Source organism: Microcoleus sp. B9-D4 (genome assembly GCF_036705105.1).
Taxonomy (GTDB): domain Bacteria; phylum Cyanobacteriota; class Cyanobacteriia; order Cyanobacteriales; family Microcoleaceae; genus Microcoleus.
In genome coordinates this window covers 40699-66464 of sequence record NZ_JAUBTS010000020.1, presented here as the reverse complement: position 1 = coordinate 66464, position 25766 = coordinate 40699, and the positions used below count along the sequence as shown (strand labels likewise).

The following is a 25766-nucleotide window of genomic DNA, read 5'->3' as shown; positions in this document are numbered from 1 at the left end:
AGCCAAAACGATCGCTTCCTAGACTATCTGCCCATTGCTTAACCAGATCGTGCTCTTCGGCCCGTCTTGTTTTTCTGGTAATCTTGCAAGGCTGCGAGACTCTTGGCGATCGTTTCTTCTTCGCTGAGGGGTTGAAACTCATTTGCTGTGTTAATTTCTCCCCACTGATATCCCTCCGTTTCCTCGGCAATTTCTGCGATTAGGCGTTCAAAATCGCTGAGATTACCGTTGGAGTGATTCAGCCATGAAAGCACGATCGCCTTAACCGAATCGCTGGGCATGGCTTGAATTTGGGCGTGGAGTTGCTTTATAGATTGAGCCATTGGACAATAGAGAGTGACTGATTTAATTTTAGCGCAGTGTCAAATAGTTGTGGAACTATAACGCACAGTTTCAGCATATTTTTGATAATTTTTAAATCCATGTTAGAGTGGATGCTTGAAAAAACTGCCGCACGGATAGAGGGACGAGCTTATTTCTCAGACACTACGTTTTCTTTAGTAATTCAAATCAAAAACCGCAGAGCTTCATTCACTGCTTCTGAATCGGGAAACATCTCTGCAACATCTGGTTCTAAACGAATATTTACACCGCCAAAGGTCTTTCGTCCAGCTCCCACCCTTCTTACACGCAACTTCCTCAAATCATACTCCGATCGCAGTTCATCGTTCATCCCTGTTTTATTCTTATTCATAAACTTCAATATCTTTGATAGACAGCATATTCCATGTATATGTTGTACACATAATCTTCTCGTCAGTAAAATTCGTCGCTCTCAAAAATCTGCAAGTTATATCTAAGATATCGCAGCGACGCACCCTATGGATTAACTTGTTTTCATCCCACTCTAATTTCATAAATATCCTAAATCAGCATCTTTGATATAATATTACACCTAGAAGCAAAACTCAAACCAACTCATGCCACAAACAGTCTGGATCGCACGACACGGAAACCGCATCGACTTCGTTAACCCCGACTGGTTTCTCACCGCAGAACACCGTTACGATCCCCACCTTTCCGAAGACGGTCACATTCAAGCCAAACAACTCGCCAATCGCCTCAAAGGTGAAGGAATTTCTCATATTTTTGCTTCCCCTTTTCTGCGAACTGTCCAAACAGCAAATCACGCGGCCGAAGCTCTCGATTTGTCAATTAAACTAGAGTGGGGACTGTGCGAATGGCTGAATCCTGAATGGATGACAGAAATGCCGGAAACTGAGTCCGTCGAAGCTTTGTGCAGGCGTTTTCCCAGGATTGATGCTTCCTACAAAGGCGGTATTGCTAATTATCCCGAAACTGGGGAAGCTTGTCTCAAAAGGGCGGGAGAAACTGCTAAACGCCTCGCGGCTGAGTTTCCCGAAGATATGTTATTGGTAGGTCACGGTGCGTCGGTTTTAGGAACTGCGATCGGGCTGGCTGGCTGTGCTGAAACGGAAATTAATGCTTCTTTGTGCTGTTTGGTGAAAGTGGTGCGGGGTGAGGGAGAATGGTCGATCGCACTTAATGGCGATACTTCTCACCTGACTGACTCTGAAACCGTGATCCGGTTTAATTAAAGTTGAGATTCGTGCCAAAAATCGCATTTTATGCTATGTGTGTAAGGTGCGCTGCAGAAAAGCACCCTACGTTAATCTGAATTAGTCTAAATCTGGGTGTTATTGTTTAATCTCGATCGCACATTTTAAATCGAAAATCTTAAATCGGTATGGCTGGACACAGTAAGTGGGCGAATATTAAACGCCAAAAAGCGAGAGTTGATGCCGTTAAAGGCAAGGTTTTTGCTAGAATATCTCGCGAAATTATTGTCGCGGCCCGCAGCGGAGTTCCCGATCCCGCTGGCAATTTTCAACTGCGGACGGCTATTGAAAAAGCCAAGGCGGCTGATATTCCTAATGAAAACATAGAAAGGGCGATCGCCAAAGGTGCCGGCTTGGCGGGGGGAAGTTCGGAATTAGAAGCTATTCGCTACGAAGGTTACGGCGTTGGCGGGGTTGCTATTCTGATTGAAGCGCTGACAGACAATCGCAACCGCACAGCGGCTGACTTGCGAGAAGCTTTTACTAAAAATGGCGGCAACCTGGGCGAAACTGGTTGTGTGGGCTGGATGTTTGACAACAAAGGAGTTTGTACTGTACGCGGCCCGATTGATGAGGAACAATTGTTTGAAGCGTCGCTAGAGGCGGCTGCGGAATCTTATGATTTGATATTAATTGATGAGGATACTGAAGGTGCAGAGGTATTTACAAGCGTGGCTAATTTGGAACAGTTGGCTGATGTTTTGAAACAAAAAAGTTTTGCAGTTTTGCAGTCGGAAAATCGCTGGATTCCCAGCAATACAGTGGAAATAGACACTCCTGAAAAAGCTCGATCGCTCCTTAAGTTAATGGATGCACTGGAAGATTTGGACGACGTGCAAAGCGTGACGGCTAATTTTGAAATGACCGATGAATTGATGTCTTCGAGTATGGTTTAATGGTTGAAAGATGAGGGATCGGGAGCGTCCTGCTGGCACTGCAAAAAAAGACGAAAACTCGCCAGCGGGACGATCGCGCTACACTATTACCATGAAAGGAATCCCCATCTCTAGGCGAGTGGGGAGTGTCAATCCAACGCATTGCTCAAAAAGCTACATTAAAAATCTCAACCCACAGTAAAGCCATGCTAGATAACAACGAAAGCACAAGAGACAGCACCCACTCAGAAGAAGTTATCTCAGCAACCGAAGTATCAGAAACCAAGGATCGATCCGAATCGGAGGTGCAGGCTGAACCAGGGGATAAATCCAATTGGTTTGGTTCCGTTTTCGGAGCCGTCTCTGCAACGGCGAGTGCGGTAGGGAATGCGGTAGGCAATGCCGGAAGTGCAATTGTTAATACCGCGAGTGCGGTAGGCAATGCAGCAGGCAGTGCTGGAGATGCGATTGTTGTTAATACCGCGAGTGCGGTAGGCAATGCCGGAAGTGCGATTATTAATACCGCGAGTGCGGTAGGCAATGCAGCAGGCAGTGCAGGAGGTGCGATTGTTGTTAATACCGCGAGTGCGGTAGGGAATGCCGGAAGTGCGATTGTTAATACCGCGAGTGCGGTAGGTAATGCGGTAGGTAATGCCGGAAGTGCGATTGTTAATACGGCTAGTGCGGTGGGGAATGCAGCAAGCAGTGCTGGAGGTGAGATTGTTGTTAATACCGCGAGTGCGGTAGGGAATGCGGTAGGGAATGCCGGAAGTGCAGCACTCCAATTTCCCAATTTTTTTGGTTCAGCCCTCGGTTCGATTTCTCAGAGTCCTATCCTAAAAAAACTGACTGAAAATTTCAAAATCGACTGGTTAGTTAATGCGATCAATAAAGTTGATGTTGTGACTGCCGAGGCGCAAGTTCGAGAGTTGCAGCGCCAATATCCTCACGAGAAACCTCAAGAAATCGCACATCGCTTAATGGTGGAAAAAGCCTTGCTAGCTGCAGGAAGTGGCTTGGTTAGCAGTTTAGTTCCGGGCGCAGCTTTGGCATTGGCTGGCATGGATTTAGCGGCAATGACGGTGTTATCCGCCGAGTTGGTTTATCAAATAGCTGCCGCCTATGGAAAGGATTTGCAATCGAGCGATCGCCAAAAAGAAGTTGTAGCTATTTTCGGTTTATCCTTGGGGAGCAATTTAGCGATCGAAGCTGGAGTTACGCTTGTCAGCAATATTCCCTTGGCGGGTGCGGTAATTAATGCTAGCGCCAGTGCGACAATGATTTACGCGCTGGGATACGGTGCTTGTCGGTTTTATGAAGCCGATATCGATTCCTCGAAAATCGAAACCAAGCTCGAAGATTTACAAGAGGTATTGCAAGCGGAAAGTGAGCAATATTTAGAGACAGCGATCGCACAAGAAACGGTGATGGATTGGATTTTGGTGTATGTCGTCTATACCACCCAAAAATTTACCCGATGGGATGAGTTATTACCCCAATTACAAGCGGCGAATTTAAATCCCAAGTCTTTAGCTGAGATTGAAGCTGTGAAAAATAAGTCTAAATTGCCTCCCAAGTTGGATATTTTACTCGCACAACTCGAACTCGACTTTGCCGAACCACTTTTAAAGCGATGCACTGAGATGATCGAGGCTGACGGTGAAATTAATGAACAAGAGGGGAAAATTTTGCTGACAATTCAACGGGCTGTTTTGAGCAAAAGAAAGCAAGCTCAAAAGCAAGCCTAGCCAACTTCGATCGAGGATGGGGTATCGGAAGCCACTGAAGCACAAACTGAAGTCTAAGCTAGATCGCAAACTACTCCGTGCGTTCACGCCCGGAAATGTCAAATCCAATGCTCATAAACTGGCTCAAGCGAATGGGGTAAAACTCTGGGACGATAACAGTTAATTGATTTAGTGATTCGAGCTAAAAAATAAGGGATCTATGAACCAAGAATCCCAGTCTATGAAAGAGTGGGGAGTATCATTTGAAACAAAAAACTTTTGCTGTTGTGCAGTCGGAAACTCGCTGGATTCCCAGCAATACAGTGGAAATAGACACTCCTGAAAAAGCTCGATCGCTCTTGAAGTTAATGGATGCACTGGAAGATTTGGACGACGTGCAAAGCGTGACGGCGAATTTTGAAATGACAGATGAATTGATGTCTTTGAGTATGGTGTAACGCTCTAAATCACCAGATTTTTGCCATCCGCAAGACAAATCCCGGTAACTCTGGATCTGCGCTGACTGTTTCAGGATTATCTAAGATTTCAGGTTCGCGATTGGGACGGTAGATGTAGACTTTTCTGTTTTTGCGATCGAGCAAAAAGCCGAGCGATACACCGTTCTCAATATATTCTTGCATCTTGTTTTGCAATCCCTTGAGAGTGTCACTAGCAGACCGCAATTCAATCACAAAGTCTGGACAAATCGGTGCGAATGAGGCTTTTTGTTCTTCAGTTAAGGCATTCCAGCGCTCTAGTTTAATCCATGAGGCATCGGGGGAGCGGGTTGCTCCATTCGGCAAGGTAAAGCCTGCACTGGAGTCAAACGTTTCACCTGTGCCATCTTGTTCTGCCCAGTTCCCCAATTGTAGGGCAATCTTGAAGTTGCGGTTCCCTGTATCTGAAAAGGCTGGTGACATAATGATAACTTCCCCACTGGCAGTACGCTCAATTCTCAAATCGCGATTAACTATACAGAATTCATAGAACTGTTCAACAGTCATCGATTGGATCGCAGGGAAATTGACCGTCAGTGGGACGCTTTCGGTTTGAATTAGCAGCGTCGTCATGGTTTTTCCTCGGTTGGTGCAGGGGTGATAGAATACCTTGAGCTTACACTATTTTAGCTTGGCGATTGAAAGTCTTAGTCGATCGCGGACTCGGAGGCTTGTATCCGTTTTTGGGCTGAGTTAATAATCTTTTTTCCCAGTCAGTAAATAAGTAACCATGTATCCCTTGCCCTTGATTTGAATGGCGCCGCGCTTCTGAAAAGTATATTTATCTTTTAATCTCTCGTAGGTTTCGGCGGTGACTTGAATGCAGCCGGTAATCCCGTGGGATTCCATGCGCGAAGCAATATTTACTGTGTCGCCCCAGAGGTCGTAAATAAACTTTTTTAAGCCGATCACGCCGGCAACGACAGGCCCACTGCTAATCCCGATCCGAATGCTGAAAGGTTCCGAATGTTCTAAACTGAGGAGCCTAATTTCGTGTAGCATATCGATCGCCATGTTCGCAACCGCCTCGGCATGATCCTCTCTGGCCGTAGGCAAACCGCCGACAACCATGTAAGCGTCACCAATAGTCTTAATTTTCTCCAAACCGTGGCGATCGGCCAAGTGGTCAAAAGCCGAAAAAATATCGTTGAGCACTTCCACCACCGCCGTCGCTGAAATTCTCGACGAAAGCTCTGTAAACCCCACAATGTCGGCAAACATCACAGTTACTTCCGCAAAACTTTCTGCGATATTGTGTTCATTATCCTTCAAACGCAGGGCGATCGCTGCGGGCAAAACGTTCAGCAGCAGTTGCTCGGATTTAGCTTGTTCGAGTTCCAACTGTAGGTAAGCAGCCTGCAACTGTTCGGCTTGGCGAATTCTTTCTCCGGCTAGTTTTTCGATTTGGGCGGTGCGACTCAAAGATGTCAGCATATATGTCACCGGAATCAGAGTCCACAGCATCCCCATCGTCAGAGTTCCCCAAGAGCGCCAGTGCTTGCGAAGCCTGCGAATTTCCGGTGTTGCCGACACGTACATAGACCACTGGCGGCCACTAATTTTCAGCCGCCTTCTGCAAGCTGTATAGTTCGGGCCTGGATTGTCAAGAATCGGGCAGTTTTGCATCAGGGCTCGGTCAGCAGGGGCTGATGCTGGAAGCACTTGTTGGCTCGCGGATTGGAACTGCACCGCAAATTGCTGAATTGGCCTCTCTGCAGGGAGATTTTTGAGAACCGGGTTTGCCCTTTGCGGTAACAGTGGCGCTGCTTCTTGCTTGTCTGGAGCCTCGCTAACGAGATAAATATTGAGGTAGTCGGTATTGCGTCCTTTTAAAGAGGTTTGGAAAATATCTTTGCCTCGAAATACGCCCAGAACAAATCCTTGTAGCAGTTGGCGACGGGATTCCAGGGTAGTCGGGTTACTGCTGTTTTCGTAAATCGGAACTATTGCCAAAAGACCCTGTTCCGGGGAATTGCCCTGAGTTAAGCCGATGTAGTTGGTGACAATCATTTCTCCAGTATCGCGCCCTCGATCGAGCGCGGCGCGGATTTCTGGGTGGGAGGCGAGGTCAAAGCCTAATACTGTCTCGTTTCCGGCTGGTGGTTCGACGTAGAAAGCCGGGAAGTATTCGGAACGCTGGAGGGCCTTGCGGAGTTCTCCTCGCGGGCCGCGCTCTGTAATCTCGAAGCTGGGATCTGTTTCGGTTCTAGCTTTGGTTTCGTAGTTGCGCCGCTCGTCCTGGGGGACGCGGGGGGCCCAAGCCAGGAGTTGCAGGCTGGGGTGGACGGATAGGGGACGGGCGACAAACCGGGCAAAAGAGGAACGCTCGACGGCGCTGAAGGCTTTCATGTAGTCGCTGAGGGCCAGAACAGTATCTAAGTCGGAGTTTAGCTGGCGTTCGATGCCGATCGAAATATCGTCAATGCGGCGGTGCATTTCGTAGTCGCGGCGCTTGTCTTCCCAGTCCCAAACCAAGGCGAATGTCAAAACCGACAGTCCGACACCCAAAGCCAGCGTCAACCCGGCTGGAATGTAGCGAGACCAGGATAAAGGTAGTTTTTTCAGCATATTTGCCTAGCGAATAAGGGCAGCAGATTAGCACACCGCTGAGTGCGATTTGTTCCGGCCTCTGAGTGCGGTTAATTCCAAACCCTGATAACTCAAGTACCGACGGCAATTTGGAATTAAAAGTTAGATATTTAAACTTTTAGATTAATGGACGATCGCTCAGCAGGGGATTTCAATCCAGAATTCCGCTCCCTGTCCGGGCGCTGAGATGCACCGCAGGCTTCCCTTATGTTTTTCTACCACAATCTGATGGCTGATGGATAATCCTAAGCCGGTTCCAGCCCCTACGGGCTTGGTGGTGAAGAACGGGTCAAATAGCCGCTTGCGAACCTCTTCGCTCATTCCCGGCCCACTGTCGGCGATGCAAATTACAATGCGATCGCAATCACTGAGCTGGGTTTTACTGTGGCTTTTCAACCCAGCTTTTTTCATGAGGGTGCGAATCACGATCGTCCGAGGTTCCTGTTGGTTTTCTAGAGCGTCGATCGCATTGCTGATAATATTTAGAAATACCTGGTTTAACTGCCCCGCACAACAGTGTATTTTCGATATTTTTCCGTATTCTTTAATAATTTCAATCCCGCTTTTTATACTTTCATGATGCAATCTGTGCTGCAAAATTAACAGTGTACTGTCAATTCCTTCATGAACGTCTACCAACTTCATTTCTGATTCATCCAGTCGCGAAAAGTTCCGCAGCGACAACACAATATTACTGATTCTTTCTACTCCTACTCTCATGGAATTTAGCATTTTTGGCAAGTCTTCCTTCAGAAAATCCAACTCTAACTCCTTAACTTTTTCAGCAATCTGAGGTACTGGGGACGGATAGCATTCCTGGTAGAGACTTAACAGTTCAATTAAATCGTGAAAATAGTTGTAAGTATGAGAAATATTGCCGTTAATAAAAGTTGCCGGATTGTTGATTTCGTGGGCAATCCCAGCCACCATCTGACCGAGACTCGACATCTTTTCGGATTGAACTAATTGGATTTGAGCGTTTTGTAGCTGTTCGTAGGCTTCTTGCAATTGGGCGGCTTGTTTTCTTAATTGAGATTCGGAAGCTTGGAGTGCGGCGGCGGAAATTTTGCGGTTCGTGATATTTTCAATCATCCCTAAGTTGTAAATAGGTTTTCCTTCGCCGTCTCGAATCAAAGTAGCTGTCACGTTTACCCAAACAATTTTACCTGTGGCGGCAATCTGGCGGAGTTCGATTTGATAGTGAGTAATTTCTCCCCGCTTCAGAGAATCAGCAACTTGGAGATTTTTTGGAGAATCTTCGGGATGCCCAAGTTCAATAAATGTTTTGCCGAGCAATTCTGCTGCACTATATCCCAGCATTTCGCAGTAAGTTTTATTGACTCTCACTAACTTGTTATCATCTAAATTAGCTAAGTAGATAGCGATGGGTGCATCTTCAAAAATTGTGCGAAATAGTTCCTCGCTGGCCCGGACTTTAGCTGCTAGAGAAAGCCTATCGGTGATGTCTTCAAACGTAGACAAAATGCCGACAACATTGCCGGAATTGTCGTGTAAAGGTATTTTATTTGTATCCAGACAGCACTGGGTGCCGTCGGCTTGCATTTTGGATTCTATGATGTGATATTCTGGGGTGTTGGTTGCCATGATGCGGCGGTCGCCGGCTCGAAACAATTCTGTTTCTTCCGGCTTCCAGGGCATATCGAAGTCGGTGAGACCGGCGATTTCACTGGGATGATTGAAACCTGCGACTTTGGCAAAGTTTTTGTTGCCTCCCAAGTAAACTAAATCTCGATCTTTCCAGGCGATTAACTGAGGGATGTTATTGATTACCAACCACAGCATTTTTTGCGATGTTTCCAAGGCTTCCGTGCGTTCTAGGACGCGGTTTTCAAGTTCTTGATTGGCTTGTTGCAGGGCGATTTTTGACTCGCTGAGGGCGATTTCTGCTAGCTTGCGATCGCTGATGTCGATTGTCACCCCTTCCCACAGTATATCGCCCCCAGGCTGCGCTTCGGGGCGGGCAATGCCCCGAATCCATTTCACTTTTCCCGATCCGGTTATGATCCGCCCTTCATATATCCAAGGTTTGAGAGTTTCGCCGGAAATTGCGATTGATTCTAACAGATTTTTTTGGTCTTCTGGATGAACCCTTGCCCAAATTAAATCGGAGTTTTGTTGAACTTTTTCTGGTTCTAATTCGTAGAGTTCCCAACAGCCGGAACTCACATAAATGAATTCATTTGAACCGTCGGGATGCAGCAAGTATTGATAAATCATTCCCGGCACATTGGCGGCCATTTTTTGGAATCTGGCTTCGCTTTGGATCAGTGCTGATTCTGCAAGTTTGCGATCGCTAATGTCAATCAACACGCCGTCCCAAATAATGTTATCTTTTTCGCCCTGTTCTGGCCGGGAAGCCCCGCTAACCCACTTAATCCGATCGCCCGGAAAAACAAATCTGCCTTCCCACCGCCAAGGCTCTAAAGTTTTAGCTGAGATAGCAACAGATTCCTGGAAGCTTGGCGCATCGTCTGGATGAATCATTTCGATCGCGGGAATAGCTGAGTTTTGGAGTACAAGAGGTTCTAATTCCCAGAGCTCGCGGCAGCCGGAACTGACGTAGGGGAATGACATAGTGCCGTCTGCTGCTAACTGAAATTGATAAATCATTCCCGGAACGTTGGCAGCTAGTTTTTGAAACCTCGCTTCGCTTTGCCGTAGTGCTGTTTCTGCTTCTACGCGATCGGTAATATCGTAAAATGCCGATAAAATTGCGGCTTCGCCATTAAAATTAATCGCTCGCATCGACATTTTTACCCAAAAAAAACTGCCATTTGCTTTCTTGAGGCAGATTTCTTCGCGGTCGCTAAAGCCATTTTGTTGGACTAATTCTAGCAATTGAATGTGGTCGTTGATATTGGCATAAATTTCAATTTTTTTGCCAAAAATTAGTTCTTCGTTCCTCAAACCTAAAGTTTCACCAAGAGCAGGATTTGCATATAAAATAACGCTGTCTTCTAGGCGCGTAATTAACAGGGGAACGGGAGTTGTACTGGCGATCACGCGCAATCTTTCTTCGCTTTCTTCCCTGGCAGTTTCGGCTGCTACTCTTTTGCTAATATCATTCTGAACTCCGATAAAATGAGTTAATTTTCCCTCATTGTCTAAGATGGGGGAAACCATTAATTCGTTCCAAAAAGGAGTTTTGTCTTTGCGATAATTTTTGAGCACTACCTGAATTTCCGTTCCCGCTTCCAAGCTGCGGCGGAGTTTATTTAATTCGGCATGATCGGTATCGGGGCCCTGCAAAAACCTGCAGTTGCGTCCAATAACTTCTTCGGCACTATAACCGGTCAGTTTCTCAAAAGCAGGATTGCAGTAGATAATAGGTATGTCAGGCTTGCGAGCATCCGCGATGAGGATGCTGTTGCTCGACGCTGCGATCGCCCGATCTAGGAGAGACAGGTTGAAAGAGTCTGTTGTCATCTGTAGCAATATTCACGCTCCTGCGGAGCGGACAGAAGAATAAAAAATTATACACACCTTAAGCTATTCTTATTCTATAATCTTATTTTTAATTTAGCTTTGTGAACAAAGTCAGCCGCCCAAAAAAGTCGGCGATGGAGACGACTAATACCATTTTAGATGTTAGATTTGGGATTGGCAATGACTGATTCCATCATGGTTTGGATGATGGGTCTACAGTTGCCTTCTTTTGGGAAATTAGTATCACCGAAGGCATTAGGCACTTATCCAGAAAACAGAAGGTAAAAATACCGAATGCCCAAAGAAAATAGAAGGTGAAAATACTGAGATTTTTAACTTTTTTTCTTCTCCTCCTTCCATCCGGTTCATCAACCCTTTTAAATTGACAAGCTAATGCAAGAACCCTGAGCAGTTTTGCTTACTTCAATCCTGGCTTGAAAAGCTTCTTTCAGGTGGGGCATATGGGTAACGGTGAGGATGCAGGCGAAGTCGGAGGCGATCGCATTAATTGCAGCAATCAGCCGATCGCACCCTTCAGCATCCTGAGTCCCGAACCCCTCATCAATAATCAACATTTGCAAAGCCGTGCCCGCCCGCTGAGACAGCAGTCTCGCCAGCGCCAGCCGAATCGCAAAATTAATCCGAAAAGCTTCACCGCCAGAGTAAGTTTCATAGGCGCGAGTCCCGCGAGCATCAGCAATTAAAATGTCTAAAGTGTCAATCAACTTAGTTGCTTTTTTAGAAGCAGCAGCCCGCTGAGTAATAAATTGAACGTGCAATTGATTGGCGCTCAATCTGGACAATATCTGATTGGTTTCAGCTTCTAGTTGAGGCAAAACATTTTCAATCATTAAAGCTTGAATACCGTTTTTACCAAAGGCTTGACCCAACTCTTGATAAACTCGCTGCTGGCGTTTTGCAACTTGCATTTGCTCTTTTTGAGCTACTAGCTGAACTTGCAGATTTTCCAGATTTTGCTGCTGCTGCTGGAGGCGTCCAAGACTTCCCAAATGTTGGTCTAGCTGCTGGCGGCGGCGACTGATTTGCTGTTCGATCGCACTTATGCGCGCTGTGGGATCGGGATGTTCTTGCAACTGCTGGTTCATCGCGGAAGTTTGAGCGCTGACAGCTTGCAAATCTCGATCGCGCACAGCGATAGAATTTGCTATTTCATTAACCCGCTGCTGCACTTGCGGGTACTGCACAGTTGCCGATCGCAATTTTTCGGCGCGGGCGATCCAAAACTGCGATCGGCGCATTTCGCTCCGCACGTGTTCGTGCTGTTCCAAATTATAGCCAATTTCCGCAATGTATCTATCTAAAGACAGAATTTGCTGCTGTATTTCCGAGCTATTTTTTTGCTGTTCTAACTGTTGCTGTACGGTGGCTAATTGAGTTTGCAAATCCGGGCGGCGGGCATTAATTTTATTCAGTTTCTGCTGAGCATCTTTGATTTGAGCTTGCTTAATTTCCGCCCACCGCAAGCGCTTTTCATCGCTGCGGGCGAGGGAGTGGCTGCGATCGCTATAATTGAGCTGTTGCAGTTGCTGTTCGATTTGCTGGAGTTCGCGCAAATCATCGGCTGCATACTCGCCGGTGCGTAGCAACCGCTCTATTTCTGCCGCGTCTTGACGCATACTTTGCAGTCGGTTTTCGTCTTGACTCAGGCTATCTAATTGTGCTTGTAAATGGCTGCGGCGTTCCCGCAATTCTTGGTAGGGCGCTAATTCCTCTTCTAGTTCGCGGTATTCATGTCTGAGAACTTGAATTTCGCGCTCGGAGACGGCCAACTGTTCGCGCACAACCCACAGTTGGTTCCAGATTTCCTGCTGTTGGGTGTGGTGTTTTGTGACTACCAAATTCCAGTAGTGTTCGTCTAAAGGTCGATCGCACAAAGGACAATTGCCAAAATTTGTATCTCGCACCATTAAATGCGAATTCGATGGCTCGTTTTCGGCAAAATTCGAGGCTTTACCTTCGCCTGCGGTTTTTTCTCCTTCATGTTTCCGCAGCAGTTGCAGTTTTTGGTCGATCTCGGCGAGTCTGGTTTGATAGTCGCGGCTTTTGGCTTGCAGGTTTCCTAGAAAGTCGTGCCTTTCTTGACCTTTTTCGCGCACTCGCTGCTGATAAACTCGCTTGTTTTCCAACTGCAAAATTTGATTGGCGATGGCCGAGATTTCCTGCTGTAATTGCGGCTGTCGCTGCTGCTGCTGAACTTGCACCTGTCGGTTGATTTCGTCTAAGCGGGCGGTTAAACCGGCGCGGGCGCGATCGAGCTTTTGTTGCTTTTGCTGCTGCTGTTGTAGCAGCGGCGAAACTTGCAGTTGCAGTTGCTCTAGTTCGTTGAGGCGCGATCGAACTGCTTGCAACTGTGCGAGTCCTTTATCAACCTCCGGCTGCTGTTTGAGAATCTCCAGAACATCTTTTTCATCTTGTTCTAAAACCTCTAATTGAGCTTGCAATTGCTGAATTTTGCTTTGCAAAAAGCTCAGTTCTTGCCGTTGCTGTTCTTGCAATTGTTGGCGCTGACTTTGGGCTTGTTGGTTAACCTTGAATTTACCAGCCAGAGTTTCTTCTGTCGCTTGCAAGCTGTGGAAATACGCGATGCCTGCTGTTATTTCATTTTCTTGCGCTAGGAGGGCTTGTAGCTCATTTTGCTGCTGTTTTGCTGCGCTGAGTTCTTGCTGCAAGCGGCGGCATTCTTGAGTGATATTGTAGTGCTGTTGCTGGTGGCCGGCGAGGAGTTTTTGCCAAGTTTGGCGGTTGTGGTGCTGGAGTTGCAGTTGCTGTAACTCGGTTGTGTCGGCTTGCTGCTGCTGCTGAAGCAAATCGGTTGCTTGCTGCAATTGAGTTTGTTCGGCGGCGAGCGTCTCTTTTTGTTGCAGTTGCTCTTGTACGGTTAGCAAACTCTGTTTGAGTACATCGACTTGAGCTTTAAATTGTTTGGACGTATCTTTGGCTTGGTCGGATAAAGTGTCGTAGGAGTCGAGTTTGAGTAGGTTGGCTAAAACTTGCTTGCGTTCGATCGGCTTTTTGAGCATAAATTCATCAGCTCGCCCCTGCCGCAAATATGCCGAATTGATGAAAGTATCGTAGTCTAGTTTGATGTGTTCGAGGATTTTTTGCTGAGTTGTTCTCAGACCTTTGTCTGTGAGCGTGCGAAAATTCACCCCCCCCGACCCCCCCTTACTAAGGGGGGGAGAAGAATTTACTTCTTCGGGTTCCTCTTTACCAAGGGAAGAATTCACTTCTTGTGGCCCCCCCTTACCAAGGGAAGAATTCACTTCTTGTGGCCCCCCCTTACCAAGGGGGGGGAAGGGGGGGTTTGTTGCTACTTGAAATTCCAAACTTCCCGATTGTCCGCGTCGGCGGTTGCGAATCACGCGATAGATTTGGCCGCCGGTGGAGAAAGTGAAATCAACGCGCACATCAATTTCGCCGATATGGATGATATCGTCTTCCGTATCGCTGCGACAACAGCCCCAAAGTGCCCAGGATATGGCTTCTAAGAGGGAGGATTTGCCAGCACCGTTAGGCCCGCAAATGCAAGCGGTGTGCAAGCCGCGAAAGTCTAAAGCAGCATCTCGATAGCTGAGAAAATTTTTGAGTGTAAGTTGTATAGGAATCATTTAGGCCGCCGCGCCGTACAATCTATTTATAAATAACACTATTTGTACGCTGTTGCCTAGTTATTCAATCTAGATCCAGAACAATTGTCAGTGCTTCTGTAATTTCTTCCATAATTGTCTCGGACAGGGTTCCGAGTTGTCGGACAAATCTTTGTTGAGAAACGGAACGGACTTGAAAAGCGTCGGCGGCGGAGAGTTTGGCCAAGCCATTTTCTGATGTCGGTTCGAGCTGCACCATCCAATCAAGCGGGGAAAAAAGATCGTTCCATGCTGTAATTGGAACAATTACTTTGAGGCGCAAATTTCCCACTTCATCATCGCTGACAACCACAACAGGTCTAGTTTTGCCGATTTCATCTCCCACCGTTGGATCTAGTCTGACAAGCCAAATTTCGCCCTTACGCATTAGTTTCTACCCCTGCGCTCAGGTATTCTTCCTCTGAATCGAAATACGGTTCACTGTCGGGCGACCACAAATCGTGCAGCGGCCCTCCTGGTTCATACAAAGGAACTGCTGCTTCTGCTGCGGCTCTGAGTCTCCGCTTTCTATCAGCTTTGCGCTGGGCTTTTTCTTCTATTTCTTCGCGCATCATCCGCGAAGCTGTTTCGATGATTTCTAGGCGTTCTTCTGCTGTCAGATTTTTGAGTGCAGCTAAGATTTCTGTTTTGGTCACGGTTTTTTCGGGTGGTTGGTGAGAAAGTACGATCGATCCGGGAGCATCCCGATACTCGGCTACAAACGAGATTTGTGCTGTTTTTACTGTACGGGTTTGCGACCTTACGGGTAATTGTTGGGATTTTCAACTATCAAACCCTCACTTGTTGCTGCTGCATTCAGCTCCCCGTCAGCAGATACAAAAGTCATCGCAGGCAAACTGTTAGCTATGCAAAGGTTATTTATGCCACAGCCTGTTGCTAGCTGCACAGCATCATAGCCTCGCAATCCGTAGGTTTCAGCTAATGCCATTGCAGAGTTAATAATGCTTTCGGTGAATTCTACAACCTGATACTCAGATTGTAGGTCACTCCTGAACTGATTGCACGCTGCTGTAGCATCTGTCGCATTGATACTTCTGCCGCGCGACCTTCTGGTAATTGCAGCAACAATTTCAACACTTGTAATAGCAGCAATCAATATATCGTTGTTAAGTGCAGGATCGCACAAACTCAAAACCCATGCCGAACCTATTTCATTAATGTAGCGTTTGACCAGCGCACTGCTATCTACAAAATAAATTGTCATCTAGCGGCGTTCCTCAATAATTGTCTCAGAAACAGGCTTGCCCTCTACCTGAATTAGTCGCCGTTCTGTTTGCTGACTCCCAGAAGAATGCTTGATTTTTTTTACTAAACCAGAAGTTAACAGCGCTTGGTGCAATTTTGTCCGTTGAGAAGTTTGTTCTTTCTGGGCCAGATATATCCCTATAGCGCGCTCTAGTTGCTGTAGTTCTAGCAGTTCCAGAGTGTCAAGCTGATTGAGGATTTTGTTGAAGATTCCCTGCGGCATAGGATTCTACTTTTTACGCTTGGCTAGTCTGTCTATTATACAACTATCAGACTTGCACACTGTCACGAATATTCCGGCTTTCTGGACTTAGATTGATGGCTGAAACGACCTATTATCCTTCATCGATCGGGATTGTGCATCCAGGACGAGTAAAGAAACCAGGTTTCTACGAAGATTTCCAACCATACATTACCGGTCTGTGCTTATGGCGCACCATATATCATCGCATAGGCAGATTTTCCATCATCAAAAAAAGGGTTGACTGTATTCCTACAGCCAACCCCGCGCTTATTTATTTGTCGTGCGTTTGCTCAAACAGCAACACTACCGGGCAATATTCGGGAACGTATAGCCGACACCGACTAACAATCCCACTTCAGCTCCGTCAACAAAACCAACATTCAGTCCGGCTGTGGCTGTAAAATTTCTCGACAGCGGCACATCTACACCCCCCGAAAGCAGGAAGCCAAAAGTACCGTCATCGCCGGTAGAAATTAGCACGCCAGCACCTGCATAAGGAGCAGCAGTAATCACAAAATCCTCGCTGACTTCGACGGTCTCTTGAGATACAAAATCGTAGGTAACAGGAACTAGAAAAGCTAAGTTGTCGCGGAACAAAACAGTCGGTCTCACCGAGAAATTGTTCGTCAAACCGATTTTGCTAATAATGGCAAATGAACCGTCGCCTAAAGCTGAATCTCCGCCAAAACCTAGATTGCCGCCAATGCCGATGTAGCTGGGCCCAGAACGGGTAGCTCGGCCTGGTCGGATTTGAGTTCCTTGAGCTACTTTTTCAGTTGGTTCCGAGACAGTTGCCGGTTTTTCAGCAACTTTCGGTTGGTTTGTCAAAGCTGAGGCGGAAGTGCTGACAGGATTGCTCAACAATTCTTGTGCGGTTTTGACTTCTTTTTCTTCTTTGGTTGCAGTCGGTTCAGAATTATTGCTCTCGGCAACAATTGAGGTAGGTCGATCGCTCTTTTTGACAGTCTCGACTGTTGACTGCACTTTCACACCATTATCAGCAATTTTAGCGGTTTCTTCGGACTTTTGGGTCTCAGCAGCAATGGAGGTATTTTGCGCTGTTTCTGTCTCAGCAATTTCAGATGTTGCTGCTTCCGATTTTTCGGGTGCAGCCATAGATACTTGCAAGTTGGCGGCCTGTTCAGAGGCTGCTGGCTCTGCCGCTTCTGTTAGTTCGCTCCAACTGATTGAATCAATTTTTTTATTACTAGCCGTTGTTTCTGCGTCGGGTTTAACTGCTGAAGTTGCCGTCGGCTCAGAAATTTGGTCAATATTTTGAGCTGCGATTGTTGCAGTTGTAGCGACATCGGGCAAGTTGCCAGTTTCAGCTTTCGCTGACATGGCACTGCAACAAACAGCTAAAGCTGCAAGATTTATTAACGCAAAAGTAGACTTGGAAAATAGACTATTCATAGAAACTCCTCAATGAAGGCTGTGTTAAAAGTGTAAGTGTTTGAGGGCGACCGTCGAGAGCTTTGCTAAAAAAAGACACAAATATGAGTTGTGTTGTTCCTAGATTGGCACTCAACCGTTGAAGAGTCAACTCTCAAGCTGATTAGATTTAAGAACTGACGGCCGGTTTAGAGGCTAATTTAAATTTACCGATCGATCGGCAAAAAATCAATCCTAGGGATGATTTCATCCTTAATCCTGTTTAATTGAGGGGTCGGGCGCGCGTCTCGCTTGCATTCTAGAATACTGTACTTGGGGGCGCTGCACTCGCAGCCACGCCGAAAAAATCCTGTTTTTGAGCGCGCACCAGCTCGAAACCAAGAGACAACAAGCTTTCAAAACTGTTTTGGCAGCCCCGCCGTCCACAGCAAGTGCAGTTAATACAACGCGATCGGCTGCTGCACAGTCCCTGACAAGTAATGTAGAATAATACCACCGATCCGAGAAAGATTTGTGGCTCGATCGTGTCAAAATTACTGAATATTATGAAAATTGTGTAAAATTTACTGTTCTATTTGTAAAGTTTAGCCTTCGCTTTCGCTCAGGGTCTGACCATCTCACAACAGCACGCAACTAAACAAGTAAAAAAATACAAATTCTCTCATCTCAACCTGACTTTATGAGCAAAGTTCTAGTCATATTAGGCGAATTGAGCGATCGCGACATCGATTGGATGCTCGCCAACGGCACCCGCACCCAAGTCCTCCCCGGCACAACCCTGATCACCGAAGGTAAGCCCTTAGACGCCCTCTATATAGTTCTGGAGGGAACTTTGAGCGTTGCTGTATCATCTTTAGGCGACAAAGAAATTGGAAAAATTATTTCCGGGGAAGTGTTAGGCGAAATGTCTTTTGTAGACGGGAGGCTTCCTTCTGCTAGCGTCACGGCAATTGAAGAGTGCCTCATCCTGTCAATTCCGAGGCGGCTGTTAACTGAAAAACTCGAGCAAGACGTGCTTTTTTCCCTGCGGTTTTATCGGGCGATTACCAAATTTCTGTCGTCGAGACTGCGGGGTACAGTCAAACGCTTCGGCGATGATAGTGATGGTTTAATATATGAAGATCCCGACGGCGAGGACGGCATCCCGCAAAATGTCGAAAATCCAGATTTGGCGGCATCGAGATTTCAATGGCTGTTGGAGCGTTTGAAGGGGAGTTGAAGGAAGAAGGAAGAAGGAAGAGGGAAGAAGAGAAAAGAACACCTCTTTTCAATTTCCAATTTCCAATTTCCAATTTCCAATTACAATTAGAAAACATATTTTTCAGCGACGCGCCAATAGCGAGAAAAACGTTTCAAATCAATGTAACCATCGTAGCGGACAAAAGGTTCGGGTGGCAAAACTTCTACTGGGTGCGATCGCTTAATTTTCCGGCAAATATCCTGAAAGCGAGGACTGGGACTTTCCGCAGTCACCACTTGATTCGCGCCGGATTCGATCGCAAAAGCGATAACTTCTGCAGCCACATCGCCCCGCCGAATAACTACCGGCAACTCCAGCAAACATTCGTAAATAAACACCATTCGTTTGAGACTCAACTGCCATTCATCAATCAGCGCATCATCCCAAACCCAGATTGCCGGGGCCTCTGGGTGCGCTTGAAAAGCCGGGCCTTCAGGACTCAAGCAGTCGCCGTGCAGCCAAATAATCGGATTGTTCATAAATTAGTAATTGTTGACGGTTGACGGTTGACGGTTGACTGTTGACTGTTGATTGTTGACTGTTGACTGTTAACTTATGACAACTGCCTACTGCCTACTGACAACTGACAACTGACAACTGACAACTGACAACTGACATTTTAATTTCTGCGACCTTTTTTAGGCCGATCCCAACTTTTAGAACCGCCACTACGATCGACCTTTTCTCCATGAGGAAACAACTGCCCTTCCAAATATTCGTAAGTTCCCTCAAAATCGCATTGCCCATACAGAGGACAATCGCGACAATAAACCGCCTTAGTGTAACGCTCCAAATTTTCCCGATTAAAAAAATAAGGTTTGTGACTAAAAGTGCTTGCTACCCACTGCCAAGAAAGATTATTGCTCGCCGGATCTCCATCTAGCAAATGTTGCAAAAACCAGCGAGCTCCGGCTTGCCAGCGCACACGGCGCCAGTGTACCAGATAAGCGGCAGTCCACATCCGCTGGTGATTGTGCAAATAACCAGTTTCTCGCAACTCGCGGCTGAAACTGTCGATGCAAACCAAACCAGTCGTGCCCTCGACGACATCCTGTGGCAGAGTTTCGCTGTAATCTTTAGCAGTGTAACCAGTTTTGTAGGGTTCCCGGTCTTGCCAAATCCCGTTGCCCAATTCGGCGTACAGTCGCTGCCAATAATCCCGCCAACCCAACTCGTTGACGAGTTTTACGGCTTCTTCTGGATGACGCACCTTCTCCAGTACGGCATCCCGGACTTCGGCAAGACTCAAAACCCCGTAGCGCAAATAGGGCGACAAGCGCGTTACCGCACCGTTGAGGAAATTGCGGGTTGAGGCGTACTTGCCGGGGTCAATTTGTTGCAGGGCTTTTTCAGCAGCTTTTCGCCCGCCTAGGATCGGGGGTACGCTGCTGTCCCCGGCGGCTTCGGGGAACTGTTCGCGCACGTAGGCAATTAATTCGTCGCGGCTGGCAAATTCCCGCTTCATGTCCTGACTCATTCTTTTCTCAAGCACCTGCTATTGTTTCTTAATATTAAAGCTATTTGTTCGGGGCCGCGGGGTCGATCGCCCTAAATTGCTTTTCACTCCTGCTAACTCACATCTTGCACCATTGTCAGCAACAGGCTTTTGGGCCTGTTCCACAAAGAGTAGATTTTCTTGTGGAACAGGCCCAAAAGCCTGTTCATAAAAGGCTAATTGAGAATGGTGCAATATCTCAGTGGTAACGTACAGTTTGCCCCAGCAACAATTGATCGTCGGTTCGCAGCCAAAATAAGCATCAAAGTCAGTACACTCAGGGATAGATATCATACCAAAATCTCATGGAAACTTTTCCGGCGCACGCTCAAGCGATCGCCAGCTTAGCTAACGGACAGCAGCAAGGTACAAAACAACTGGAAAACAGCGAAGTTCAAGAGTTCGATCGAGCCATGATGCGCCGCTGCATAGAATTGGCTCGCCGTGCTTTGGGCAAAACCGCACCCAACCCCCTTGTCGGTTCTGTAATTGTCCGAGACGGCAAGATTGTCGGCGAAGGGTTTCATCCCGGTGCCGGTCAACCTCACGCCGAAGTTTTTGCGCTCCGGGAAGCGGGGGAACTTGCCGAAGGAGCGACTGTCTACGTGAACCTGGAACCCTGCAACCACTACGGCCGGACTCCCCCCTGTTCCGAAGCTTTAGTTAAAGCCAAGGTGGCAAAAGTAGTGGCTGGCATGGTCGATCCGAATCCTTTGGTAGCTGGAACTGGGCTAGCCCGGTTGCGAGAGGCTGGCATTGAAGTGGTGGCGGGAGTGGAAGGGGAAGCTTGCCAGAAACTCAACGAGGCTTTTGTGCACCGGATTTTGCACCGCCGGCCTTTTGGAATTTTGAAATATGCAATGACTTTGGACGGTAAAATTGCTACCAGTAGTGGCCACAGCGCTTGGGTGACAGGCGAGGAGGCTCGGAGCGAGGTACACCGGGTGCGCGTCGGCTGCGATGCTGTGATTGTTGGGGGAAATACGGTGCGTCTAGACAATCCCCTACTGACGAGTCACCAGCCTGATAGGAATAATCCCCTGCGGGTGGTGATGAGCCGCACTCTGGATTTGCCGAAGTCGGCTTGGTTGTGGGAAACCTCTGTGGCGGCTACTTTGGTGCTGACTGAGCCTGGGGTTAACCCGGAATTTCAGGAATTTTTGATCGCCAAAGGGGTGGAAGTTGTGGAACTCTCGCCTCTGACACCGACTAATGTTATGGCTTATTTGTACGATCGATCTTTTCTTTCTGTACTCTGGGAGTGCGGTGGCACTTTGGCCGCGAGGGCAATTGCTGAGGGTGCAGTTCAAAAAATTATGGCTTTTATTGCTCCTAAAATTGTCGGTGGCCAAGCAGCTCCAACTCCTGTAGGAGATTTGGGCTTTTCGGCAATGACTGAGGCTTTAACTTTAGAGCGGGTTTCTTGGCGCACAGTGGGTACAGATTGTGTGGTAGAAGGCTATTTAAAAATTAAAGATTGAAAGTTAAAAGCGAGTCTTTTGAGTTTTTGATTTTTAACTTTTAACTCCTTTTATGGCTGAAATTCTGATTTGGAGTTTGATGGTTGGCAGTCTCGGCTTGGAGGCGGCGCTTGTGGGTCTTTTGGTGAGCCACGAGCAATTGGATGCGGGGCAAAAATGCGATGAGGAGGAGGAAGTTTTGACTCGGTACGATTCTCAAGAGGATAATTTTAATACGCCTGAAAATGCGCGATCCAATGGCAATCCCCAATCTGATCCCAATTCTGTTGATTTGACGGTTTGGGAGTACAAGATTGTGCGGGCTAGCAACGATTTGTTCCGCAATCCTGCGATTTTTCACAAGTTGTGCCAGGAAGAGGCGGAGGTTGGCTGGATTTTGCTCGAAAAGCTAGACGACAGGCGGGTGCGGTTCAAACGTCCGATCGCGTTGCGGGACGCGCCGAGGCCTAATTTACCAATGTTTGACCCTTACCGCACTCATTACGGCCCGCTCTCGAATTCGATGACTTGGGCTATGGCGATCGTGTTTCTGAGTGCGATCGTGCTTCCTGCTATTTTGGGCTATGCTTTGGTGTCTACCACTCTAAGCAGAAGTCGCTCTAATTGGCCTTCGGCACCTGTTCAATCTTTGCCTTCTCCCAGCGGGGAAAAAACTAATAAGTGAAACCTGGGAAAATTGTCGATCGCCCTTTTTGCAGCCTGTTTTATAGCAAGTCTAAATCATTTGTGAACCAGATGTTTTTTTACCAACCGCGAAGGCGCAAATACCGCGAAGGAAGAGAGGAAAAGTGATATCGTTTCCGGTTGCATCGGAATGATTTAACCGCAGAGGGCGCAGAGAACGCAGAGGGAGAGAATACAGAGATGAATACAGGACGATGCTACCGGATTTGATATGAGGAGAAGTCTGGGTTGGTTTGACTGATTTAGGCTTGCTATATACGTTATTTTGATTTTAAAATTGGGGCGGTATTACTGAGGGAGCGGCTAGCAATCTCAAGTCATAATTTGTATCGCCTTGAAATTGAGAAACGCGGACAAAATAAGTCCCCGCAGGTAAAGCCCCATTGCTGACAATTGTTTCTGAAGACGTGCCTAAATTGTTAGACGAAGCAATAATATCGTCTAATCCAACTGCGCCGTTGCCGTTGAGATCTTGAATTAATTCTACATCAACATCTGCACTCAAACCGTCAATAGTTACACTGAAAAGGCTGGGAGTATTGAGGATGAAACTGTAAATGTCGGCTGGTTCAGCATCTCCCACAAAATCGCTCGCCGTTTGAATTTCTGTGAGAATGCCCAGGCTTTTTGCTGCGATCAAATTGTCGGCGGGATCGGGGAGAGTGCTTAACAATCCTTCTTGTTGACCGAATTGAATGTAGTGGTCGATCGCACTTTTCACTGCGCCGCTATTGACTGCTGCTGCTACCAGCGGATATTTTTCTAGATAAAAGCTGGGATCGAAGAAAATGCTGGCTTTGCGGTTTTCTAATTGACCGGCTTTGAAGTAGTGTTCAAATGGGGTAAATTGATTGGTTTGAACTGCTGTCTGAACGTCGGGGTTGCTTGTTAGATAAAAATTAACATCGAAGAAAGGGTTGGGGTTGCGTCGTTCAAATTGACCGAATCTAATAAAGTGATCGGCTGCTGAAAAGCCGTTGAGTTTGGCTGATACCGCTACATCTGTATTGGTGTCTAAATAATAGCTGGCGTCGAACAGGGCATTCGGGTCGCGATTTTCAAATTTGCCAATTTTTCGGTAGTGATCGAAGGGACTCGATACCGTGCCTCTGGCAACTGCTACGGCGACATCTGGGTTGTTTTCGAGATAAAATTTGCTGTCGAACAGTGTTCTGAGGGTTAGCATTATTAAAAAAATCTCTCTGGACTTTAGTCTGGAAAGTGCACGATCGAGAATCCAGTTTACATCAAAGTTTTGTTTTGTGAGGATGTCTTAATTATGGCTAAATCTGCACTGATGGCAATGCTGCGCCGCGCTGCAAGCATTGCCCAGAAATCAAGGGAAACGGGCATTCCGGCTGATGAACTGCTGGGGATGCTGACAGATCGCATTCCTAATTCTGCCATATCTCGGCGCCGCTTGCTGCACGGGGGTTTAGCTGCTGCGGGGGCTGTCGCTGCTGCGACTTTTACCAGGGATGGAGGGGGAGCTTTTGCTCAACAGGGCGGACGATCGCCGATTTTGGTTGTGGGTGCGGGAATTGCGGGTTTGACGGCGGCTTATCGCTTGCGCCAAGCGGGTGTGCGCGCCGATATAATCGAGGCAACTAACCGCGTGGGGGGGCGCATACGCACGGTTCCCAAGGTGGCTGGAACGCTAATTCCGGCGGATTTGGGGGGAGAATTTATTGACACCGGTCATACTAATTTAATCTCGCTGGCGACGGAATTGGGTTTGCGGGCGATCGACTTAGCCCAGGTGCAGAGTGGATTGGTGAAGGATACTTTTTTCTTTCAAGGGCGACGATTTCCTCTTGAGCAAATAATCGCGGATTTTGCGCCGCTAGCGAGTAAAATTAATGGAGATTTGGGCGCTATCGGAGATAACATTAGCTATCAAGATTTTACGGAAGCAGCGGAAAGATTGGACAATCTTTCGATCGCTGAATATCTAGACCAAGCTGATACTAGCACGCTACTGCGACAATTGTTGCGGGTTGCTTATACGGTATTCTACGGTCGAGATTCCGAGGAACAGTCGGCGTTAAATCTGCTGTTTTTAATCGGCTCTGAAGCGGGCAGTTTTGAATTGTACGGCAACAGCGATGAGCGCTATCAAATTGACGGCGGCAACAGTCAAATTATCAACAGTTTGGCGGGTCAATTGTCTGGTTCGATCGAGGCGGGGACGGTTTTGGAAGCGATTACTCTTTTGCCGGATGGCCGCTATCGGGTAAATTTGCGATCGGGACTAAGCGCGTTCGATCGCACTTACGAGCGAGTTTTGTTAACTTTGCCGTTTACCACTCTGCGAGACGTTAAAATTAACGTACCTTTGCCCCAACCAAAGCGCAGGGCGATCGAGCAATTGGGTTACGGTACTAATTCTAAGTTAATTACTGGCTACCGCAGCCGAATTTGGCGGGAACTTTATCGCTCGACTGCTTCTGTTTATAGCGATTTAGAATTCCAGAGTACCTGGGAAGCTACGCCTTTCGCCCCTACTCCTAACGGTTTAGTTACTAATTTTACAGGAGGAAAGCAGGGTTTGTCGATCGGTGCCGGAACTCCAGAAGACCAAGCACAAAGATTTTTGAACCAATTTGAAAGAGTTTTTCCCGGAGTGAGAAATTTGCGATCGGGCAAAGCGGTGCGAGCTTATTGGCCGGGAGAACGCTTTTCTAAAGGTTCTTATTCCTGCTATTTAGTCGGACAGTGGACGCAAATGTACGGCGTTGAAGGCGAACGAGTTGGCAATTTATATTTTGCCGGCGAACACACTTCGCTGGAAAATCAAGGTTACATGGAAGGCGCTTGCGAAACGGGACAAAGGGCAGCTGTTGAAATTTTGCAAGACTTGGGTTTGATACCTTCTGCTAATGCTTTGAATACTCGAACTGCGAGCAGTTTGAACAATCGCCGTCCCAGCCGGAAAATTCCCGGAGCGCAGAATCTTAGGAATAGAAAGCCAAGTATTAGATAATCTCGTCAGGTGTACATCTAATTCTTGTTTGCCGTTGCTTCTAGCCCGTGCATCTAATTCTTGTGGGGAGTAGGGGTTGGGCTTCTAGCCCGCCCAAAAATACAATTTAGATGCCCAACAGCTTAAAGCCATTTTACTGATTTTAAATCGGAACTTACCCCCTGCGGGGGTAGTTCTGGGGGCTGTATTTTTTGTCCCGTCTCGGTTTTAGCGACTTGACTGCCGACAAACCGTAGTCATGTATTTAAGATTTTCTCAATATTGAGGGCGAGAGTATTGTTCTATGATGAATTTAAGCAAAAACCCAGCCACATAAGGGTTGTAAGAGATTGTAGTTATGTAAAAGACTTGGAGGCTCCGGGCAAGTCTCACCTCGCAATGGTTTCAGACGGAACTTACCCCGTGTGCGGGGTAAGTTCCGTTTCATCAGTAAAATTACTGATGTTTAAGATGTGTCATCTACCTTAAGATAGAAATCCTGAAGTGATCCGAGCATCATTAGGGAAGTACCACGGGAGCATCACCAATACCAGGTGTCGCTGATGGACAAGAACGATGAGAATTGCCCCATCCGCTACAGGTAGTTTCCACCAAAGCACAATTTTTTTTACCCATAAGA

At 47.1% G+C, this 25766-nt stretch carries 23 protein-coding genes and 1 pseudogene; 9 read left to right on the top strand and 15 right to left on the bottom strand.

What is annotated here, in order from left to right:
- Window positions 1-38: 38 nt before the first annotated feature.
- Both QUB24_RS14540 and QUB24_RS14535 read right to left on the bottom strand, forming a co-directional pair.
- A complete protein-coding gene (locus QUB24_RS14540) occupies window positions 39-323 on the bottom strand; it encodes a hypothetical protein (protein ID WP_333153862.1) in 285 nt (94 codons plus the stop codon).
- A 182-nt stretch (window positions 324-505) separates the two neighbouring features.
- Entirely contained in the window at window positions 506-694 is a 189-nt protein-coding gene (locus QUB24_RS14535; protein WP_333153861.1) for a hypothetical protein, read from the bottom strand.
- 226 nt (window positions 695-920) lie between these two features.
- On the opposite strand from QUB24_RS14535, the gene QUB24_RS14530 reads away from it, so the two are divergent.
- The 4 genes and pseudogenes from QUB24_RS14530 to QUB24_RS14515 form a co-directional block, all read left to right on the top strand.
- On the top strand, window positions 921-1559 hold the full coding sequence (locus tag QUB24_RS14530) for a histidine phosphatase family protein (RefSeq protein ID WP_333153860.1): 639 nt from the start codon (window positions 921-923) through the stop codon (window positions 1557-1559).
- Between the two features lie 149 nt (window positions 1560-1708).
- Window positions 1709-2476, top strand: coding sequence for a YebC/PmpR family DNA-binding transcriptional regulator (locus QUB24_RS14525; RefSeq protein ID WP_333153859.1), 768 nt, complete (start codon window positions 1709-1711; stop codon window positions 2474-2476).
- A gap of 125 nt (window positions 2477-2601) precedes the next feature.
- On the top strand, window positions 2602-4203 hold the full coding sequence (locus QUB24_RS14520; protein ID WP_333153858.1) for a hypothetical protein: 1602 nt from the start codon (window positions 2602-2604) through the stop codon (window positions 4201-4203).
- Between the two features lie 242 nt (window positions 4204-4445).
- Window positions 4446-4640 (top strand): annotated as a pseudogene (locus tag QUB24_RS14515) (YebC/PmpR family DNA-binding transcriptional regulator); the annotation flags it as partial.
- A 9-nt stretch (window positions 4641-4649) separates the two neighbouring features.
- Here QUB24_RS14515 and QUB24_RS14510 read toward each other — a convergent pair.
- The 9 genes from QUB24_RS14510 to QUB24_RS14470 all read right to left on the bottom strand — a co-directional run bounded on the left by QUB24_RS14510 (window position 4650) and on the right by QUB24_RS14470 (window position 17285).
- Window positions 4650-5252: a Uma2 family endonuclease gene (locus QUB24_RS14510; RefSeq protein ID WP_333153857.1), complete on the bottom strand. Its 603-nt coding sequence runs from the start codon at window positions 5250-5252 to the stop codon at window positions 4650-4652.
- Between the two features lie 120 nt (window positions 5253-5372).
- Window positions 5373-7247 (bottom strand): adenylate/guanylate cyclase domain-containing protein, encoded by a 1875-nt coding sequence (locus tag QUB24_RS14505; protein ID WP_333153856.1) that lies wholly within the window; start codon window positions 7245-7247, stop codon window positions 5373-5375.
- Between the two features lie 159 nt (window positions 7248-7406).
- Window positions 7407-10715 carry a PAS domain S-box protein gene (locus tag QUB24_RS14500; RefSeq protein WP_333153855.1) on the bottom strand — a complete coding sequence of 1103 codons (3309 nt, stop codon included), beginning with the start codon at window positions 10713-10715 and terminating at the stop codon, window positions 7407-7409.
- A gap of 377 nt (window positions 10716-11092) precedes the next feature.
- Window positions 11093-14344 carry an AAA family ATPase gene (locus QUB24_RS14495; protein ID WP_333153854.1) on the bottom strand — a complete coding sequence of 1084 codons (3252 nt, stop codon included), beginning with the start codon at window positions 14342-14344 and terminating at the stop codon, window positions 11093-11095.
- A gap of 64 nt (window positions 14345-14408) precedes the next feature.
- Window positions 14409-14750: a type II toxin-antitoxin system PemK/MazF family toxin gene (locus QUB24_RS14490; RefSeq protein WP_333153853.1), complete on the bottom strand. Its 342-nt coding sequence runs from the start codon at window positions 14748-14750 to the stop codon at window positions 14409-14411.
- The gene (locus tag QUB24_RS14485) at window positions 14743-15018 is read right to left on the bottom strand and encodes a hypothetical protein (protein WP_333153852.1); all 276 of its coding nucleotides are present in this window, start codon (window positions 15016-15018) and stop codon (window positions 14743-14745) included. Before QUB24_RS14485 ends, QUB24_RS14490 begins: the two co-directional genes overlap by 8 nt.
- 104 nt (window positions 15019-15122) lie before the next feature.
- A complete protein-coding gene (locus QUB24_RS14480; RefSeq protein ID WP_333153851.1) occupies window positions 15123-15587 on the bottom strand; it encodes a type II toxin-antitoxin system VapC family toxin in 465 nt (154 codons plus the stop codon).
- A complete protein-coding gene (locus QUB24_RS14475; RefSeq protein WP_333153850.1) occupies window positions 15588-15851 on the bottom strand; it encodes a hypothetical protein in 264 nt (87 codons plus the stop codon).
- A 324-nt stretch (window positions 15852-16175) separates the two neighbouring features.
- Window positions 16176-17285 carry a hypothetical protein gene (locus tag QUB24_RS14470; protein ID WP_333153849.1) on the bottom strand — a complete coding sequence of 370 codons (1110 nt, stop codon included), beginning with the start codon at window positions 17283-17285 and terminating at the stop codon, window positions 16176-16178.
- 334 nt (window positions 17286-17619) lie between these two features.
- Between QUB24_RS14470 and QUB24_RS14465 the strand changes: the two genes are divergently transcribed.
- Both QUB24_RS14465 and QUB24_RS14460 read left to right on the top strand, forming a co-directional pair.
- Complete coding sequence (locus QUB24_RS14465; protein ID WP_333153848.1) at window positions 17620-17754, top strand: hypothetical protein; 135 nt, start codon at window positions 17620-17622, stop codon at window positions 17752-17754.
- Window positions 17755-17943: 189 nt separating this feature from the next.
- Window positions 17944-18483 carry a cyclic nucleotide-binding domain-containing protein gene (locus QUB24_RS14460; RefSeq protein ID WP_333141825.1) on the top strand — a complete coding sequence of 180 codons (540 nt, stop codon included), beginning with the start codon at window positions 17944-17946 and terminating at the stop codon, window positions 18481-18483.
- 86 nt (window positions 18484-18569) lie between these two features.
- Here QUB24_RS14460 and QUB24_RS14455 read toward each other — a convergent pair whose 3' ends face one another.
- From QUB24_RS14455 to QUB24_RS14445, 3 genes are all read right to left on the bottom strand, one after another.
- Window positions 18570-18983, bottom strand: coding sequence for a hypothetical protein (locus QUB24_RS14455; protein ID WP_333153847.1), 414 nt, complete (start codon window positions 18981-18983; stop codon window positions 18570-18572).
- Window positions 18984-19123: 140 nt separating this feature from the next.
- A complete protein-coding gene (locus tag QUB24_RS14450; protein ID WP_333153846.1) occupies window positions 19124-19981 on the bottom strand; it encodes an FAD-binding domain-containing protein in 858 nt (285 codons plus the stop codon).
- Between the two features lie 18 nt (window positions 19982-19999).
- The gene (locus QUB24_RS14445) at window positions 20000-20293 is read right to left on the bottom strand and encodes a hypothetical protein (protein WP_333153845.1); all 294 of its coding nucleotides are present in this window, start codon (window positions 20291-20293) and stop codon (window positions 20000-20002) included.
- 11 nt (window positions 20294-20304) lie between these two features.
- Between QUB24_RS14445 and ribD the strand changes: the two genes are divergently transcribed.
- Both ribD and QUB24_RS14435 read left to right on the top strand, forming a co-directional pair.
- Window positions 20305-21480: a bifunctional diaminohydroxyphosphoribosylaminopyrimidine deaminase/5-amino-6-(5-phosphoribosylamino)uracil reductase RibD gene (gene ribD, locus QUB24_RS14440; protein ID WP_333153844.1), complete on the top strand. Its 1176-nt coding sequence runs from the start codon at window positions 20305-20307 to the stop codon at window positions 21478-21480.
- Window positions 21481-21532: 52 nt separating this feature from the next.
- Window positions 21533-22144 (top strand): hypothetical protein, encoded by a 612-nt coding sequence (locus QUB24_RS14435; RefSeq protein ID WP_333153843.1) that lies wholly within the window; start codon window positions 21533-21535, stop codon window positions 22142-22144.
- A 291-nt stretch (window positions 22145-22435) separates the two neighbouring features.
- Here the strand turns inward: QUB24_RS14435 and QUB24_RS14430 are convergent, their stop codons facing one another.
- The gene (locus tag QUB24_RS14430; RefSeq protein ID WP_333153842.1) at window positions 22436-23350 is read right to left on the bottom strand and encodes a PPC domain-containing protein; all 915 of its coding nucleotides are present in this window, start codon (window positions 23348-23350) and stop codon (window positions 22436-22438) included.
- Window positions 23351-23443: 93 nt separating this feature from the next.
- Between QUB24_RS14430 and QUB24_RS14425 the strand changes: the two genes are divergently transcribed.
- Window positions 23444-25147, top strand: coding sequence for an NAD(P)/FAD-dependent oxidoreductase (locus QUB24_RS14425; protein ID WP_333153841.1), 1704 nt, complete (start codon window positions 23444-23446; stop codon window positions 25145-25147).
- The last annotated feature ends 619 nt before the right edge of the window (window positions 25148-25766 follow it).

Coding starts and splice junctions, on each gene's coding strand:
- QUB24_RS14540 (WP_333153862.1), bottom strand. CDS start 323: ATGGCTCAATCTATAAAGCAACTCCACGCCCAAATTCAAGCCATGCCC.
- QUB24_RS14535 (WP_333153861.1), bottom strand. CDS start 694: ATGAATAAGAATAAAACAGGGATGAACGATGAACTGCGATCGGAGTAT.
- QUB24_RS14530 (WP_333153860.1), top strand. CDS start 921: ATGCCACAAACAGTCTGGATCGCACGACACGGAAACCGCATCGACTTC.
- QUB24_RS14525 (WP_333153859.1), top strand. CDS start 1,709: ATGGCTGGACACAGTAAGTGGGCGAATATTAAACGCCAAAAAGCGAGA.
- QUB24_RS14510 (WP_333153857.1), bottom strand. CDS start 5,252: ATGACGACGCTGCTAATTCAAACCGAAAGCGTCCCACTGACGGTCAAT.
- QUB24_RS14505 (WP_333153856.1), bottom strand. CDS start 7,247: ATGCTGAAAAAACTACCTTTATCCTGGTCTCGCTACATTCCAGCCGGG.
- QUB24_RS14500 (WP_333153855.1), bottom strand. CDS start 10,715: ATGACAACAGACTCTTTCAACCTGTCTCTCCTAGATCGGGCGATCGCA.
- QUB24_RS14495 (WP_333153854.1), bottom strand. CDS start 14,344: ATGATTCCTATACAACTTACACTCAAAAATTTTCTCAGCTATCGAGAT.
- QUB24_RS14490 (WP_333153853.1), bottom strand. CDS start 14,750: ATGCGTAAGGGCGAAATTTGGCTTGTCAGACTAGATCCAACGGTGGGA.
- QUB24_RS14480 (WP_333153851.1), bottom strand. CDS start 15,587: ATGACAATTTATTTTGTAGATAGCAGTGCGCTGGTCAAACGCTACATT.
- QUB24_RS14475 (WP_333153850.1), bottom strand. CDS start 15,851: ATGCCGCAGGGAATCTTCAACAAAATCCTCAATCAGCTTGACACTCTG.
- QUB24_RS14470 (WP_333153849.1), bottom strand. CDS start 17,285: ATGAATAGTCTATTTTCCAAGTCTACTTTTGCGTTAATAAATCTTGCA.
- QUB24_RS14460 (WP_333141825.1), top strand. CDS start 17,944: ATGAGCAAAGTTCTAGTCATATTAGGCGAATTGAGCGATCGCGACATC.
- QUB24_RS14455 (WP_333153847.1), bottom strand. CDS start 18,983: ATGAACAATCCGATTATTTGGCTGCACGGCGACTGCTTGAGTCCTGAA.
- QUB24_RS14450 (WP_333153846.1), bottom strand. CDS start 19,981: ATGAGTCAGGACATGAAGCGGGAATTTGCCAGCCGCGACGAATTAATT.
- QUB24_RS14445 (WP_333153845.1), bottom strand. CDS start 20,293: ATGATATCTATCCCTGAGTGTACTGACTTTGATGCTTATTTTGGCTGC.
- ribD (WP_333153844.1), top strand. CDS start 20,305: ATGGAAACTTTTCCGGCGCACGCTCAAGCGATCGCCAGCTTAGCTAAC.
- QUB24_RS14435 (WP_333153843.1), top strand. CDS start 21,533: ATGGCTGAAATTCTGATTTGGAGTTTGATGGTTGGCAGTCTCGGCTTG.
- QUB24_RS14430 (WP_333153842.1), bottom strand. CDS start 23,350: ATGCTAACCCTCAGAACACTGTTCGACAGCAAATTTTATCTCGAAAAC.
- QUB24_RS14425 (WP_333153841.1), top strand. CDS start 23,444: ATGGCTAAATCTGCACTGATGGCAATGCTGCGCCGCGCTGCAAGCATT.